The organism is Holdemanella porci, assembly GCF_009696075.1.
GTDB classification, from domain to species: domain Bacteria; phylum Bacillota_I; class Bacilli_A; order Erysipelotrichales; family Erysipelotrichaceae; genus Holdemanella; species Holdemanella porci.
Genome location: NZ_VUMR01000053.1, coordinates 1 through 14,924, shown reverse-complemented (window position 1 = coordinate 14,924; position 14,924 = coordinate 1). Strand labels below are relative to the sequence as shown.

Here is a 14,924-nt window from a genome sequence, read left to right as displayed (position 1 = left end):
TAAAAATACTGTAACAAAAAGATAGGGAAAGTAAACCCTAAAAGTGTTTAAAGGTCATCTCTATCTCAGAGTCAAAATCCCTATGACTTTTAAAGGTTGATTTATCCCTATCTATTTTTATATATTCGATTTTATTCAGCGCCTATTTTAGATATTTTTCATCAATGACTTCTTTTGTCTTATTTGTGATATATTTGATGCTTACGGTATTGCCATCGTATCCATTTAATACATGTTTTTTGGCAAGTTTATCTGAATATTGAGATAATTTATAAGCTTTATAGTTGTATCGAATTTCCATGATATTATTTTGATTTCCTTCGAAGTGAATCACTGTAGGAATCCATTTAACATTTTCAATCGTAATCTTATCGTTTTTCTTCACAAAATCAAATTTGATTTCACCACCAATCGCATTGTCTGTTGTCAACATTCCACCGATAAAGTTTCCTAGAGAATATACACATAACATCTTATTTCCTGAACTACCTTTGATCCATTTTACTGGTTGAATTGTATGAGGATGGGTTCCAATAACGACATCCACACCGCAGTCCGCAAATAATTGGGCATAGTGTTTTTGTAGATCATTTGGTTCAAATGTATTTTCATCACCCCAGTGTGCAGAAACGATGACCACATCACTTATTTCTTTTGCTTTCTGTACATCTGATTTGATTTCATCATCATCTAGATAAGAAACATTATAATCGTAATCAGGAGCAATACCGTTTGTTCCATATGTATAGGCTAAGAAACTAAAAGTGATTCCTTTTTTCTTGAATGTTGGAATGGTATTGAAGGCTTCTTGCGAAGTATATACACCGTCTGTCACAATATTTGTATTACTGAAGGCTTCTAATTCATTGGCGATACCTTGCTCACCTCGATCAAGACAATGGTTTGTAGCTAGGTTAGCCAAGTTGAAACCTGCCTTTTCTAAATTCTTGGCAATTTCAGTAGGTGAGTTAAATGTAGGATATCCAGATAAGCCCAGAGATTCCCCTCCTAATATAGTTTCTTGGTTAATAAACGCAATATCGGATTCTTTCGCATCTTTTTTAAAGTTGGTGTACATTTTTGAAAAATCATATGTTCCATCATCTTGTAGTGCATCATTGTATACTGTTTCATGTATTAGGTTATCTCCAACACCCATAAAGGAAACAAATGTTTCTTCACTTGTTTTTGTTTCTGGTGTTGTACCTGTGTTATCTTTTGGCTCTGGACTCGAGAATAAACCAACAATGAAATGAATTAATAAATATAAAATAAATAGTACGACAAGAATACCACCAGCTAGAATAAGTCTATTTCTGGTTCTTTTACGCATCCTTCTGTGTCTTCTTCTTTTTTTATTTTGAGCCATGATATTCCTCCAAAGTCCAATTGTTCTTATAAATTTTTGTAGCAGCCTCTTTACCTACATAACGAATGTGCCAAGATTCATATCCATATTGGGTTACATCTGTTTTATCTTCTGGGTATCTAAGAATAAATCCATACTTGTGCATGTTTTTTAGAATCCAGTCATATCCATCATAATTTTCAATTTCATTAAAGTTATATCCATTGAAAGTGATGTCTACCGCAAGTCCTGAGTTGTGTTCGCTTTGTCCAGGACGAGCATAATATTGGTCGGCATATTCTTCTCCGTTTACAGATGCATAATAATCCCACAAGCCTTTTTGATATTCGTAGGTTCTGTATCCGGCAATGGCGCGAATGTTGATATCGTTTTTTGCGGCAACCTTACAAAATTTAACATATGCATCATACGCTTCTTTGCGCATTTCAATTTGTTCAACTGTCTGACACGAATAGTCTTCGCCTTGTACGCATGCATAATCTTCAAGTGGAACTAAATCACTTGGCTGATAGCCTTCTGGTAATGCATAAAACTTGTTTACTAATAAAGTCATATCTGAATCATCATCGACAATCGTTGTTTTTGAATAAGGCTTTAGATCCATGTCGCAGTTTACTTGCATAACGATGTCTTTTACAGATTTAGCCTTCCATTTGGCATAACGCTTAGCCCTGTTGCTATGGTAGTTTGGCAAAGAAGTCATTTCCTTGATATCTTCTTCAGACATGCCTGCCTTTCGTAATGTCTCACTTCCTTTAATTTCCTCAGTGATTTTTTCGTTGTTCATGGTTTTATTGTCAGAATGGAATAGTCCAACAATTCCTTTAATTAATGTAATTAAAATAAATAAAGTAATAAGTAAACCAAACGCAAGAATCAAACGGTTTCTTATTTTCTTTTTTAAACGCCTTCTCTTTTTCATGTTTTTCTCCCTTTTTCCCAAGAAAAATTATAGCACATAAACAAGTTTTAAGGGTTAAAATGGATTTATCAAATGATGTGTTGTATACTAAAAATAACATATATAAAGGATTAAACTATGAATATAGATAAAAAGATAATAATGGGTGTAAGAAATAAGGATGCGGATGCGAAGAAAGAGCTTATTTCATTGACTCGAAATCATTTGGTACAAACAATTTATAAGCGTTATATTGGCTTAGAGGAAAAAGAAATCAATGACATCTTACAGGCAACGTATACATACGCATTTATGAATATGGATAAATTGAGTGATGATAAGAATTTTTTGAAGTGGATTACGGTTTTGTTGAATAAACAATTGCGTGAGTATATGCAGGCTAAAGAACATACAGGTATAACTACGGCTTTACGTGGACTTCCTCAATATAGACAATCGGATGTGGATGATTGTTTAAATGAGATGCCAGAAAATCAAAAGACAGTGACAATCATGCATTGTCTAGGAAAATTGAAAGAAAAGGATATCGCAAATCGTTTAAAGATGAGTGAAGAGGGAGTGGCTCGTTTGTTGAAGAGTGGTAAACAAAAAGTAAAGAATGTATTGGATAAGAAGTGACAATTATGGCAATCGGTTAGGTTGCCTTTTTTATTGTAAAAGTTTATAATTAAAATGAATTTTATTAAAAACGATTTTAATAAAAAGATTTTTAATAAAAGGAGGCGATTGTATGTTTATCGGAAGAGAAAAAGAACTAAGAGTTTTGGAAAACGAATATAATAAGAAGGGATTTTCAATGACAATTCTATATGGTCGTAGAAGAATCGGAAAATCAACCTTACTTTTAGAATTTATTAAGAGAAAAAAGACAATATTTTATACGGCAAGTAGAGTTGGAGCTGTACGTAATTTAGAATTATTATCGCAACAAGTTATTCAAACACTTGCTCCAAATATGTCGGGTGTTTCTTTTTCAAGTCTAGAAAATTTATTTTCTTTTATGACAAATAATTTATCAGATGAGAGATTAGTGTTTATTATTGATGAATTGCCATATTGGGCAGAAAAAGATGAAGGCTTTTTATCGGTTCTACAAAAATATATTGATAATGAATGGCTGGATAAAAATATTTATATTATTTTATGTGGATCATCATTAAGTTTTATGGAAAATAAAGTTTTAAGTGAAAAAAGTCCTGTTTTTGGAAGGAAAACCTCTCAAATTCGATTAGATGCGTTTGATTATTTAGATGCAGCACGATTTGTTCCTAATTATAGTCTAGAAGAAAAGGCAATTTGTTATGGAATAACAGGTGGAGTCGCAAAATATTTATCTTTAATTGATCCAAAGAAAAGTCTTGATGAAAATATTGTGAATTTATATTTTGATACAAGTGGATATTTATATGATGAGACAAGAAATCTATTGATACAAGAGTTTTCTGATACTACATTGGTGAATAATATAATTGAACAGATTGCGGCTGGAAAGAATGCATTGAATTTGATTGCGGATAAAATACATGAATCAGAAAGTGCTATTTTATATCAATTAAATAAATTGATTAGTGTAGGTATTGTTGAAAAAAAATGTTGTATTACAGAAGAAAAAAATAAAAAGAAGACGCAGTATGTTTTGAAAGATTACATGTTCAAATTTTGGTATGAATTTGTTCCTAAAGGAATTAGTGTTATCGAAATGGGAAATGGTAAACTGTACTATGAAAAAATGGTGAAGGACAAACTTCATAGGTTCATGGGACCTATTTTTGAAGATATGTGCAAAACATATACATTAAAGCTAGGAGTTCAAGATGATTTTGGATGCTTTATAACAGAGGTTGGAAATTGGTGGGGAACTGAAGATATGAAGGATGAATATGGAAGAAAAAAAATTCAGTCTGCCGATATAGATGTAGTAGGTGTTTCCACTATAGATAAGGCTATTGTGGTTGGTGAGTGTAAATTTAAAAATGAACCGATTGATAAAAATATCTATGATGTTTTAATTCGCAGAACAAAATCCATTCCAATTAACTATGTAGTTAAGAAATATCTTTTGTTTTCTTTAAGTGGATATACAAAATATTTTGATGAAATAGATTTATCACATACTATGTTATATACTTTAGATGATTTGTATAAAGATTGAGTAATGAACATGTATTAGATAAGAAGTGACAATGATATTTATTATTGTCCTTTTTTTTGATTTCGCATAAAATGTAGGCATATGAAAAGAGAAACAAAAAGAGTATTGATACTATCGCTTAAAATAGGCGTAGGAAGTGCTATCGCAATTATATTGGCCTACTTTTTTAAGTTGAATAATCCAACAAGTGCAGGAACGATTACACTATTGTCATTGTTGACAACAAAGTGGGGGACGGTGAAGCTTGTTCTTAGAAGAATTTCCACATTCTTTGTGACAATTCTATTCTGTTTTATTTTCTTTGAACTTATTCCAAGCCATTGGATAGCCTTTGGACTTGTGATTGCGTGCTTAGTTGGGTACAGTGAGAAAATGAAATGTCAGAATACTTTAAGTGTAAATGCGATGATTGCCGTGCATTACTTGAGTTATTTGGATTTTAGTCTTCACTTCATGATGAATGAGTTTTATTTGATTTTAATTGGTGCCATTATCGCATTCTTATTGAATTTGGTTCATGATTATAGTGGAGAAGAAGAGTATTTGAATTCTTGTATGATTTATATGGAGGACAAGATTCAGAGCTTGATGTATCAAATTGTTCATTATATTCATAGTGAGGAAAGAAATACAACGATTTGGAAAGAATTAGAGGATATTAAAGAGCAAGCTGAAAAATATATCCATATTGCGATGGAATATCAGGATAACACGTTTACGAATTTGCCAGATTATTATATTCGATATTTTGAGATGCGTGCTTTACAGTGCGATATTCTGCATATGCTGCATTATAAGATTCGAAAGATTCGTGAAATGCCAAAAGAGGCGCATGAATTGGCGAATTATATTGAATATTTAATTCCGTTTATTCATGAAAAAAATGATCCTCAGCCTCAAATTAGTTCGCTTCATAAAATGTTGAAAGACAAACAGAGTGAGGCTCTTCCTGAAAGTCGAATTGAATTTGAATCAAAGGCAATGCTTCTACATGTTTATATGGATTTAGAAGAGTTTTTATACACAAAGAAGAAGTTTATTGATCAAACGACAGAGGAACAGAAAAATTTGTATTGGAGATGATTTAGATGAAATCAATTGTTATTGTTAATATTGTTTCTGTTATAGTTTCTATTGGAATCTATAAAGGAATTCGTAAAGTATTATATAAAAAGGATGTCACAAATAAGGCAAGTTTTGCCAGATTGATAAAATATGTTTTGGTTTTTATCAATAGTATGATTTTTCTTGGACAATTTGAGCAGACAAAACCTATTATGTCCTATCTTGCTGCATCCAGTGGAGTGGTTGCCCTAGTTTTAGGTGTTGCTGCTAAAGATGCCTTTGGAAATCTATGTAGTGGTTTAATGATTTTAACATTTAAACCATTTGTCGAGGGCGATTTAATTAAAGTCAATCAAGGTGAATTGATTGGGTATGTTGAAAGTATTCGTTTTCGTCATACGATCATTCGTACGTATGAAAGTAATCGTATTATTGTGCCAAACTCAACATTGAATTCGGCTACGATTGAAAATGCATTTTTTCAAGATGCGCGAAAGAATAACTATTTAGAAATTGAGGTTTCTTATGGAACGGATATTGATTTGGCAATAGATATTTTAAAGAGTTTAGTTGAAAAAACAATGGGAGAATATGATATTGAAAGTGAAACTCCAATTGAAGTAAAAGTAATCAATTTTTCTACAACCGGCATTGATCTACGTGTTGTTGTTCCAAGTAAGACAAGTCTAGATGGTTTTGATATGCTCGCAAAGATTCGTTATGAACTTGTAAAAGAGTATGGAAAAGCCAATATTCATTTTGGAAATTATTCAGTAGAGGTAAGTCAATCATGATGAAAGTATATACAGAAGTATTGGGGTTTAATAATTTAATGTATCGATACATGAGTTTACCTAACTCATTATCTTTAGCGGATTTAGCTTATTATACATTAGCGTCTTATTTGTCTGAAGAATATGCGGACTTTGTGATTGAAGTGAATGGTATCCCTTTTGTATGCCCAAATTGTGAAGATGAACAATTTAATAAGTTACCTTGTGCTTCATCGATCCAGCCAGATTTCAAAGAGGGAGATACATTTAAGATGGTTTATGATTTAGAAGAGCCTTTTGAGATTGAAATTCAAGTTGAAAAAGTGGATGATATAGAAGCAGGTGCGAATGTGATCAATGGTCGTGGCTTTGCGATATGGGATGGTTTTAAAGAGTTTCAGGATTATTATTATCGGTCCATGGAATTGTTTAAAGAATATGTCGAAGCCAATGAGATGAGTCTTTCAGATTTTCCAGTAGATGAAGATTTAGATATCGTTGAATTGAATAAGGTCTTGGAATATAACTTTGAAGAATTAAAAGATGTGTATGAGGGTGAGTAGATGAAAGTATATGAAATGAGTTTTCGTGACATGGATCAGAAAATGGTGGAAATTCATGGCATGAAAATGGTTAAGCTTTTAGAGAAGATGGGGTTAAAGCTAGATAATCTATATGGTGCATTAATGTATGGTTATATCGATCATAATGCGGGTTTTATTTTTGAAATCGTAGCTTTGGAAACAAAGAAACGTAATATTGAATATCGCATTGTACCGATTGGTGTATCGTGCAAGATTCCTCGCTTTGATGTGCAGGAAATGGATATTCAAATCTTGGATAATGTAAATGTGGAATTGTTCCAGGATAAGATTGATATGGTTGAAAAGGCCACAGAAGTTTCTAAGGAATTAGAAGAACTTCGTTTATATAAAGAGTTGGATCCATCAAGACATTTAGAGTATCCAGATGATATCATGGTGTATTTTCTAGACGAAGGAAAAGATGTAGAGGCATGTTGGGTTCGTCTGGAAGGAATACAAGATGGAAAGATGTATGGAACTGTATTAACGGCTTTACATCAGAATTTTGGCGTAAAAGAAAAGGATACAATTTATTTTGGCATGACAGAAATGGAAGATCACAAATTGGCGTGTGTATGGGTGAAAGAAGATGAATAAAGAGGATTCATTATATTCGATTTATGTACAAATATTAAAAGAAGAATTAGTGATGGCTATGGGTTGTACAGAGCCTATTGCGATTAGTTATGCGTGTGCTAAGGCAACGCAAGTGCTAGATCATTTACCAGATCGTATTGTTGTTAAGGCAAGTGGCAGTATTATAAAAAATGTTAAGAGTGTTATTGTACCTCATACAAATGGCTTAAAAGGGATTGAAGTTGCAGCTGCTGCAGGAGCTCTATATGGGGATGCCGACGCAAAACTTGAAGTGCTTTCTAGTGCAACACGTGAACAAATTGAAGAATTGCCTGAATATGTTCAAAATACAAATATTACCGTTCAGCACATTGAACAAGGACATGTGTTTGATTTAGAAATTCATGTGTATTATGAACAAGAACATGCCAGTGTTCGTATTGTAGATACGCATACGAATATTGTACAAATTGAAAAAAACTGGCAAGTTATTTTTGAAGATAAGACGACGAGTTTAGAACTTAAAGCCGATCACAGTGCTTTGATCATGAAACAGATTTGGGATTTTTCACAAACTGTGGATATTGATGATGTAAAAGAAATACTAGATCGTCAAATCACTTGTAACATGGCCATCGCAAATGAGGGGATTCATAATTCGTATGGTGCAAACATTGGTCATGTGATCTTGAATATGGATTCAGATTGTGTAAAGACAAGGGCCAAAGCTTATGCGGCGGCTGGATCCGATGCAAGAATGAATGGGTGTGAACTTCCAGTTGTGATCAATTCAGGAAGTGGAAATCAGGGGATTACTTGTTGTGTGCCTGTTGTTGTGTATGCCAAAGAATTAGATTGTACGCAAGAACAATTGTATCGTGCTTTGGTTTTATCCAACTTAACAGCTATTTACATTAAAACAGGTATTGGTACTTTATCGGCATTTTGTGGTGCTGTTAGTGCTGGAGCTGCTGCGGGTGCTGGTATTGCCTATTTACATAATGGAACTTATAAAGAAATTCAACATACGATTGTCAATGCATTAGCCATCCTTTCGGGAACGATTTGTGATGGGGCTAAGGCAAGTTGTGCAGCTAAGATTGCTTCTAGTATAGATGCTGGTATTATGGGGTACTATATGTATAAAAATAAGCAACAATTCTATGCAGGAGACGGAATCATTGCTCATAGTGTGGATGAAACAATTCAAAATATTGGAACACTTGGTTCTCAAGGAATGCTTCAAACAAATGATAAAATTATTGAGATGATGATTTCTTGCGATTAAAAGTAGATAAGCGAATGATTAACTGTGGTTCATATTCCATATGGACGATACGTTTTCGTTCGCTTTTTGTTTGTTCTAAAAGAATATCAACAGCTTCTTTTCCTTTTTCACAAGCACCATGGTCAACACTTGTAAGTTGTATTTGAGGAAAATCAGCTTCCGGAATATTGTCAAATCCGGCCACACTTGTTTTAATGTTGTGATCTTTTAAACAGGCTAAGATGCCTAAGGCCGTCATATCATTATTTCCAATATAGGCATCGTATTTATCACTTAAGATTTGTTTCGTTAAACGATACCCATTTTCGTATTCTCTTTTTTCGATGGGGTATAATTCAAATTGTTTAGACGAGTTAAAAAATACTTGTGTATTTGACAAGACACTTTTAACTCCTTCATATCTTTCGTTTCGCCCAATTTCCGTTGTATCTAATGGGCTTGATATATACGCAATCTTTTTGTGTCCTAGCTGTTTTAAATGATTACCCAATAATTTACCACATTTAAAGCTGTTGAGTTCAATGGAATCACAATCAAGATTTTTTGGCTTATCCCCGATAATAATGCACGGTATTTGTTTGGAAAGTGCATTCCATTCATCAACAAATTTTGGGGGATATAGAAGAATGATTCCACATGGTTTTAATAGTTTTAAGTTAGAAAGGGCGTGCTTTTCAAGATCATCTTTTCGCAATGTAGAAATAGTAAAGATTTGTGTTTTTGTCTTACTCGCCTGTTCAATGATGCTTGAAACAACCATGGAATAATACGAATTGGATAAGTTGGAACAAATCACGACAATCGTATTTTTTGCGTTTGAATACCTTTTTTTAACTTCTGGCTTTTTATATCCCATTTGTTTGGCTGTCTTTTTGACGAGATTTACTGTTTCTTCTTTGAAAGATACATTCTTATTCTCACTGAGAATCATAGATACAGTGGATTGCGATACATTTGTGGCTTGGGCAATATCGCGTGTAGTTACTTTATTTCTTTTTCCCATAATAAGCCTCTTTTGATTTATTTTGATTAATAAATCAATTACTAATCAAATCATTAATCAATATCTATTTTTATCTTACACTATTTTATTTGGTTGTCCAACTATTAATCAATATTTTGATTAATAAAATGGACTTTTTTACACATTTGAAATGAAATAAAAATAAGCGTATCGTAACTTTGAAAGAGGTGCGAACTATGTACGATTGTATAATCATTGGAGCAGGTATTAGTGGTTGCTCATTAGCGTTTGAGTTAAGTAAATATAGTGGAAAAGTATTGTGGCTAGAAAAAAATAATGATGTGGCCGATGAAACAACTAAGGCCAATAGTGCTATTATTCATGCGGGGTATGATCCAGAGCCAGATACTTTAATGGCAAAATATAATATTCGGGGTAATAAAATCATTCCTACTTTATGTAAAGATTTGGATGTTCCATGTAAGAATATTGGTTCTTTGGTTGTTGGATTTAGTGAAGAGGATGATAGAACCATTGAAATGTTATATAAGCGTGGTGTACAAAATGGTGTTGAAAATCAGCGTATTATTAAACAGCCTGAACTATCTGTTATGGAACCCAATTTAAATCCAGACTGTACAAGCGCTTTATATGCACCAAGTGCATGTATTATCAATCCTTGGCAGTTTGCGATCGCATTAAGTGAAGTGGCAATTCAAAATGGTGTAGAGCTACATTTGAATGAAGAGGTTACGAGCATAAAAAAAGATGGAGATATCTTTATTGTGAATGATACATACAAAGCTCCATTGGTTGTAAATTGTGCGGGTGTTATGTGTGATCATGTAACTGGACTTATTAAGAAACCAGATTATAAGATTACGCCAAACAAAGGAGAATATTATTTATTAGATAAGTCACAAGGAAACATGGTTCATCATGTTATTTTCCAATGTCCTACAAAGATTGGTAAGGGTGTATTGGTAGCTCCTACAGTAGATGGAAACTTAATTGTGGGTCCTACAAGTACAAATACAGATGAAAATGATTATTCGACAACGTCTGCAGGATTAAAAATAATTCGTGAAAATGCGGTTAAATCTGTACCGAATATGAAGCTTCAAGAAAATATTCGTACGTTTGCGGGATTGCGTGCAAGAAGTGATACAAAAGATTTTATTATTGGCGAAGATAAAGATGTACATAATTTCTTCTTGATTGCCGGAATGGCAAGTCCAGGCTTAAGTAGTGCGAGCGCAATCGCATTAGACATTGTGAGAATGATGCAGGAAAAAGACTATTTCTTAAATTTAAAAAAGGATTATGTTTCTACAAGAAAAGTAGTTCGTTTTAAAGAAATGTCACATGAACAAAGAAAAGAATATATTGAAAAACATCCTGAGTATGGTCGTATTATTTGTCGTTGTGAAACCATTAGTGAGGGAGAGATCCTTGATGCGATTCGTCGAAGTCCAAAACCAGTTAGTTTAGATGGAATCAAACGTAGATGTAATGCCGGCATGGGAAGATGTCAGTCAGGATTCTGTGGACCTAGAGTCCAGGAAATTCTAGCTAATGAGTTGGGTGTTAGTCAGTTAGATATTGTTTTGGATAAGAACGGTTCTTATATTTTGTGTGGAAGAACAAAGGAGGATGGCGATGAATAATAAGTATGATGTAGTAGTCATCGGTGGTGGTCCTGCTGGTCTTGCCAGTGCAATCGCCGCAAGACAAAATGGTGCCAAGTCCGTTTTGATTATTGAGCGTGATAAGGAACTTGGTGGGATTTTAAATCAGTGTATTCATAACGGTTTTGGCTTACACCACTTTAAAGAGGAATTAACAGGTCCTGAATATGCAGGAAAGTATATTGATGAAGTTGATAAAACAGATATTGATATCTTATTGGATACAATGGTAATTGAGATTACGCCAGATAAAATGGTGTATTGTTCAAGTAGTATTCATGGATATTTAATGATACAGGCTAATTCTATTATTTTAAATATGGGTTGTCGTGAAAGAACACGTGGTGCAATTGCGATTCCAGGCACAAGAGCTTCTGGTGTGTTTACGGCTGGTGCAGCTCAGCGATATGTGAATATTGAAGGGTATATGCCAGGTAAAAGAGTTGTGATCTTGGGTAGTGGTGATATTGGGTTGATTATGGCGCGAAGAATGACTTTGGAAGGCGCAAAAGTTTTAGCTGTTGTTGAGGTTATGCCGTACTCAAATGGTTTGAATCGTAATATTGTTCAGTGTCTACATGATTATGATATTCCATTGTATTTAAGTCATACAATTACGGATATTGTGGGTAAGTCTAGAGTGGAAAAGGTTGTTGTTTCTAAGGTGGATGAAAATAGAAATCCAATTAAAGGAACAGAAATGGAGTTTGATTGTGACTGCGTATTGTTATCTGTTGGATTGATTCCAGAAAATGAATTGTCGAATGAATTAGGCATTGAAATGGATCCAAGAACACATGGCCCTATTGTTTATGAAAATATGGAGACTTCTATGGAAGGGGTATTCGCATCAGGTAATGTTGTGCATGTGCATGATTTAGTGGATTTTGTAAGTTTGGAAAGTGAAAAGGCTGGAATGGGTGCTGGTCGATATGTTTCAAATGGCGAAGTATCTAAGGATCGTGTCGTAAGGACGATAAATGGAGATAATATTTCGTATGTAGTTCCTCAATATATTCGTAAGGATAATGTAGAAAAGAGTGTTGAGCTTTCTTTCCGTGTAAGAAGACCAACGCAACAGGTAAATATTGTCGTGAAGGATGGGGATACAATCATTGCGAAATTTAAAAAGGAACATGTGATTCCAAGTGAAATGGAGAAGGTATCAATTCCTAAAATATTGCTTGAAAAGGCAGATAAAGAATTGGTTGTATCTATTGAGGAGGATGCGTAATGAGAGAGTTAATTTGTATAACATGTCCCAAGGGTTGTCATTTAAAAGTTGATGAAGAAAATGATTATAAAGTAACTGGAAATGGTTGTCCTAGAGGTGCAATCTATGGAAAGAAAGAGTGTACGCATCCAACTCGTGTTGTGACAAGTACTGTGAAAATTGTGGGTGCTGAGATTGAAAGATTGAGCGTGAAAACCAATGGGGATATTCCAAAGGAAAAGATTTTTGATGTGATGAAGGAATTGAACCGTGTGGTTGTGAAGGCACCTGTGCATCGTGAAGATGTAATTGTTTCTAATATTTGTGGTACGGGTGTTGATTTAGTTGCGACGAAAGACTTATAATATGGCTGTTAAAAAAGGGGAGCTTTTAGGCTGAGAGTAGGTTTGTCCTAGACCCTGTAACCTGATTTGGATAATGCCAACGTAGGGAATATATCTTTTTGATAGTGAGCTGCAGATTGGGTTTCTGCAGCTTTTTTCTTGGTGGAGAAAATATGAATTATTCTATTTTTGATGTGGATGGAACAATACTGGATTCGATGGAAGTATGGAATACTTTGGCAAGTCAATATGTTCAAAGTTTGGGAAAGGTTCCCGAAAAAAATCTTGATGAAATTGTTTCAGATATGAGTTTAGAACAGAGCGCAACATACTTGAAGAATCATTATAAAATCAATAAACAAGAAGAACGAATCATTTCTGAGATATTGAATTTTATATCAGATTTTTATGAGTATGAAGTGAACCTTATGCCTGGGTTTAAAGAGTTTATTTCACATTATGATTCGATTAATGTATTTGGTACAAGTTGTGATGAAGAGCTTGTAAAAATTGCGTTGAATAGACTGGGAGTGTTGAATTATTTTGAAGATATTATAACTTGTTCAAAGGTGAATAAGTCAAAGGATGATTCGGATTTTTATTTGGCTTGTGCACAAGCTTTAAAACAAAGACCAGAAGACATAGTGGTGTTTGAGGATGCAGATTATTGCATAGATGTGGCGAGAAAAGTCGGATTTAAAGTGATTAAAATAAAAGATTGGAGAGATTTAAATGAAAAGTGCGTTAACGATTGCGGGAAGTGATTCGAGTGGAGGAGCAGGCATTCAGGCAGACATTAAAACCATGTGTGCTAACCATGTGTTCGCAACAAGTGCAATTACGGCATTAACAGCGCAAAACACATTGGGAGTTACAGGTATTATGGATGTAACAGCTGAATTTTTAGCTAAACAACTAGATGCAGTATTTACAGATATTTATCCTGATGCGGTAAAGATTGGAATGGTATCAAGTTCTGATTTGATTGAAATGATCGCAAAGAAACTAAAGGAATATAAGGCAGAAAATATTGTTGTTGATCCTGTGATGGTTGCGACAAGTGGTGCTAGATTGATTAGTGAGGATGCGATTGAAACATTGAAAAAAGAATTGTTGCCTTTAGCTACTTTGATTACTCCAAATATTCCGGAAGCAGAAGTGCTTTCTGAAATGGAAATTACGGATGAGGCTAGTATGGTTGAAGCGGCTAAAAAAATCAGTGAAAATTTTGGGTGTGCTACTTTAGTTAAGGGTGGTCATCAAATCAATGATGCGAATGATTTATTGTATAGTAACATTTCATATGTTTGGTTTAAAGGGAAACGTATCAATAATTCAAATACACATGGTACGGGCTGTACTTTGTCGAGCGCAATAGCATCAAATCTTGCGAAGGGATATGATTTGGATACTTCGGTAAAACGAGCAAAAGACTACATTTCTGGGGCATTAGGAGCAATGCTTGATTTGGGCAAAGGCTCAGGTCCTATGGATCATTCGTTTGCGATAGACAATGAATATACAACAGAATATGAAGAATAATAAAAAAACCATTCTAGTATTGGCGTCTAGAATGGTTTCTTTTGTTTATTATTATTTTTGGAGAGAGATATGAATATTGGTTTATTTTCTATATTCATTGCCTTATCTTTAAGGCACTTATAGAATAACATCCCGTGTTGTCATAATTTTAGTATAACTTTGGTAAATCTTGTGAAATCAAAATGAATTATGTGAAATTATCAAAATGTGCGTCTTCTTTGGAAAAGCCTCAATGTATTTCGTATATAAGATAGGGGTGATGAAATCACATGAATAAATCAAAAGACAAAATTATGAAGGAGTTTTTAGAAAACAACGCCTATTTTGTCGACTTCTTTAATGCGTACTTCTTTGATGGAGAAAGAGTTCTTAAACCTGAAAACTGTATGGAACTCGATTCAAAGATGAATGATTCGAATATGGATCTAGAAAAGCATGTGGATG

The 14,924-nt window shown here is 33.8% G+C and carries 15 protein-coding genes and 1 riboswitch; of the genes, 12 read left to right on the top strand and 3 right to left on the bottom strand.

The features are described from left to right. Nucleotides 1-142: 142 nt before the first annotated feature. Both FYJ55_RS08620 and FYJ55_RS08615 read right to left on the bottom strand, forming a co-directional pair. Complete coding sequence (locus FYJ55_RS08620; RefSeq protein WP_154556488.1) at nucleotides 143-1,369, bottom strand: CapA family protein; 1,227 nt, start codon at nucleotides 1,367-1,369, stop codon at nucleotides 143-145. Further along, nucleotides 1,356-2,291, bottom strand: a complete 936-nt coding sequence (locus tag FYJ55_RS08615) for a M15 family metallopeptidase (RefSeq protein ID WP_154556487.1) — start codon at nucleotides 2,289-2,291, stop codon at nucleotides 1,356-1,358. The genes FYJ55_RS08620 and FYJ55_RS08615 overlap by 14 nt, the downstream gene beginning before the upstream one ends. 117 nt (nucleotides 2,292-2,408) lie before the next feature. Between FYJ55_RS08615 and FYJ55_RS08610 the strand changes: the two genes are divergently transcribed. The 7 genes from FYJ55_RS08610 (at nucleotide 2,409) to FYJ55_RS08580 (ending at nucleotide 8,729) form a co-directional block, all read left to right on the top strand. Next, nucleotides 2,409-2,909, top strand: a complete 501-nt coding sequence (locus tag FYJ55_RS08610; protein ID WP_154556486.1) for an RNA polymerase sigma factor — start codon at nucleotides 2,409-2,411, stop codon at nucleotides 2,907-2,909. 112 nt (nucleotides 2,910-3,021) lie between these two features. After that, nucleotides 3,022-4,443: an ATP-binding protein gene (locus tag FYJ55_RS08605; protein WP_154556485.1), complete on the top strand. Its 1,422-nt coding sequence runs from the start codon at nucleotides 3,022-3,024 to the stop codon at nucleotides 4,441-4,443. Between the two features lie 81 nt (nucleotides 4,444-4,524). Next, nucleotides 4,525-5,526 (top strand): aromatic acid exporter family protein, encoded by a 1,002-nt coding sequence (locus FYJ55_RS08600; RefSeq protein WP_154556484.1) that lies wholly within the window; start codon nucleotides 4,525-4,527, stop codon nucleotides 5,524-5,526. A 5-nt stretch (nucleotides 5,527-5,531) separates the two neighbouring features. After that, nucleotides 5,532-6,302 carry a mechanosensitive ion channel family protein gene (locus FYJ55_RS08595; protein WP_154556483.1) on the top strand — a complete coding sequence of 257 codons (771 nt, stop codon included), beginning with the start codon at nucleotides 5,532-5,534 and terminating at the stop codon, nucleotides 6,300-6,302. Then, nucleotides 6,299-6,844 carry a hypothetical protein gene (locus tag FYJ55_RS08590; protein WP_154556482.1) on the top strand — a complete coding sequence of 182 codons (546 nt, stop codon included), beginning with the start codon at nucleotides 6,299-6,301 and terminating at the stop codon, nucleotides 6,842-6,844. The genes FYJ55_RS08595 and FYJ55_RS08590 overlap by 4 nt, the downstream gene beginning before the upstream one ends. Beyond that, nucleotides 6,845-7,462, top strand: coding sequence for a hypothetical protein (locus FYJ55_RS08585; protein WP_117571771.1), 618 nt, complete (start codon nucleotides 6,845-6,847; stop codon nucleotides 7,460-7,462). Continuing rightward, nucleotides 7,455-8,729 carry an L-cysteine desulfidase family protein gene (locus FYJ55_RS08580; RefSeq protein ID WP_154556481.1) on the top strand — a complete coding sequence of 425 codons (1,275 nt, stop codon included), beginning with the start codon at nucleotides 7,455-7,457 and terminating at the stop codon, nucleotides 8,727-8,729. The genes FYJ55_RS08585 and FYJ55_RS08580 overlap by 8 nt, the downstream gene beginning before the upstream one ends. Here FYJ55_RS08580 and FYJ55_RS08575 read toward each other — a convergent pair. Next, complete coding sequence (locus tag FYJ55_RS08575; RefSeq protein ID WP_154556480.1) at nucleotides 8,701-9,732, bottom strand: LacI family DNA-binding transcriptional regulator; 1,032 nt, start codon at nucleotides 9,730-9,732, stop codon at nucleotides 8,701-8,703. The genes FYJ55_RS08580 and FYJ55_RS08575 overlap by 29 nt on opposite strands. A 197-nt stretch (nucleotides 9,733-9,929) precedes the next feature. On the opposite strand from FYJ55_RS08575, the gene FYJ55_RS08570 reads away from it, so the two are divergent. The 5 genes from FYJ55_RS08570 to thiD all read left to right on the top strand — a co-directional run bounded on the left by FYJ55_RS08570 (nucleotide 9,930) and on the right by thiD (nucleotide 14,480). Continuing rightward, nucleotides 9,930-11,360 carry an NAD(P)/FAD-dependent oxidoreductase gene (locus FYJ55_RS08570; RefSeq protein WP_154556479.1) on the top strand — a complete coding sequence of 477 codons (1,431 nt, stop codon included), beginning with the start codon at nucleotides 9,930-9,932 and terminating at the stop codon, nucleotides 11,358-11,360. Next, entirely contained in the window at nucleotides 11,353-12,615 is a 1,263-nt protein-coding gene (locus FYJ55_RS08565) for an NAD(P)/FAD-dependent oxidoreductase (RefSeq protein ID WP_154556478.1), read from the top strand. Before FYJ55_RS08570 ends, FYJ55_RS08565 begins: the two co-directional genes overlap by 8 nt. Then, nucleotides 12,615-12,959 (top strand): DUF1667 domain-containing protein, encoded by a 345-nt coding sequence (locus FYJ55_RS08560; RefSeq protein WP_154556477.1) that lies wholly within the window; start codon nucleotides 12,615-12,617, stop codon nucleotides 12,957-12,959. The genes FYJ55_RS08565 and FYJ55_RS08560 overlap by 1 nt, the downstream gene beginning before the upstream one ends. A gap of 5 nt (nucleotides 12,960-12,964) precedes the next feature. Beyond that, nucleotides 12,965-13,065, top strand: a riboswitch (TPP riboswitch). 46 nt (nucleotides 13,066-13,111) lie between these two features. After that, nucleotides 13,112-13,702 carry an HAD family hydrolase gene (locus FYJ55_RS08555; protein ID WP_154556476.1) on the top strand — a complete coding sequence of 197 codons (591 nt, stop codon included), beginning with the start codon at nucleotides 13,112-13,114 and terminating at the stop codon, nucleotides 13,700-13,702. Further along, the gene (gene thiD, locus FYJ55_RS08550) at nucleotides 13,671-14,480 is read left to right on the top strand and encodes a bifunctional hydroxymethylpyrimidine kinase/phosphomethylpyrimidine kinase (protein WP_154556475.1); all 810 of its coding nucleotides are present in this window, start codon (nucleotides 13,671-13,673) and stop codon (nucleotides 14,478-14,480) included. The genes FYJ55_RS08555 and thiD overlap by 32 nt, the downstream gene beginning before the upstream one ends. Nucleotides 14,481-14,924 lie beyond the last annotated feature (444 nt).